The following is a 1,260-nucleotide window of genomic DNA, read 5'->3' as shown; positions in this document are numbered from 1 at the left end:
GTGCGAGACGGTGTGCCCGCCCGCGCCGAGCTCCGCGGCGAGCCGCGCGCCGGAGGAGCCACGGACCACGACCAGGAGGTGCGTGTCCGGCGACCGGCGCAGGATGTGCTCGGCGGCGACGCGGCCGATGCCGCGGCTCGCGCCCGTCATCACGATGGTGTGCTTCATGGAAGGCTCCTCAACTGGTCGACCGATGGCGCCCGGCTGGGGCGCATATCCACGTTCGCCGGTGGCGCCACCGCCAACCAGTGCCGTCCCCGTCACCAGGACCGGCAGTACCCAGGCTCTTTTGGCGCCGCGCGGCGAGAATGAACCCATGGCTTCCTCCCGCTCCGATTTCGCCGGCCTCCTGCGCGCCTGGCGCGACCGGCTGTCCCCGGCCGACGCCGGGTTCACGACGACGGACGGCCGTCGTGCCCCGGGACTGCGCCGCGAGGAGCTCGCACAGCTGGCCGGGCTCTCCGTCGACTACGTCCTGCGTCTGGAACAGGGACGCGCCAAGAATCCCTCGGCACAGGTCGTCGGCGCCCTCGCCCGGGCCCTTCAGCTCACCCGCGCCGAACGCGACCAGCTGTACCGAAGCGCCGGGCTCCTCCCGCCCCGGGACGGGACGGTCAGCACCCATGTGCCCCCAGGCGTCCAACGGCTCGCCGCACGCCTGGGCGACGTACCGATCGGGGTGTTCACCGCCGACTGGACCCTGGTGTGGTGGAACACCCTGTGGGGCGCCCTGCACGGCGACCCCGCCGCCCTCCCGGCCGCCGAACGGAACCTCGCCCGGGCGCTCTTCGGCGACGGCCCCGCACATGACTCGATGCTTCCCGTCCGGTCCGAGCGCGGCCCGGACGCCTTCGAGGCGTCGATCGTCGCCGACCTCAAGGAGGCCGTGTCCCGCTATCCCAGGGACACCCGGCTCGATCGTCTCGTGGGGGAGCTGCGAGAGATGTCCGATGCCTTCGCCCGTCACTGGGCCGCGCCGACGGCCGCCGTCCAGCACACGACGGACCGCAAGACGATCCGGCATCCGGAGATCGGCGACATCCTGCTCGACTGCGACGTGCTCATCGTCCCCGGCGCAGACCTGCGCATGGTCACCTACACGGCAGCGACCGGAAGCGGCGAGGCGGGGAAACTGGAACTTCTTCGCGTCACCGGCGGCCGTACCGCCACCGCGCTTCCCTGACCGGCGGCGGCTGGGCGGGCCCGCCCAGCCGTTCGGGCGAACGGCGGCGCCGGCGCCGACCACGGTCGGCCACCGCC

1 protein-coding gene is annotated in these 1,260 nt (G+C 73.3%); it reads left to right on the top strand.

What is annotated here, in order from left to right:
* The first annotated feature begins 316 nt into the window (after nucleotides 1–316).
* Nucleotides 317–1,183, top strand: coding sequence for a helix-turn-helix transcriptional regulator (locus CR470_RS38030; RefSeq protein ID WP_097872304.1), 867 nt, complete (start codon nucleotides 317–319; stop codon nucleotides 1,181–1,183).
* The last annotated feature ends 77 nt before the right edge of the window (nucleotides 1,184–1,260 follow it).

The sequence above is a fragment of the Streptomyces sp. rh34 genome (genome assembly GCF_002551245.1).
Taxonomy (GTDB): Bacteria; Actinomycetota; Actinomycetes; order Streptomycetales; family Streptomycetaceae; genus Streptomyces.
The sequence above is the reverse complement of the archived record's forward strand: the minus strand, read 5'-3'. Positions and strand labels throughout refer to the sequence as shown.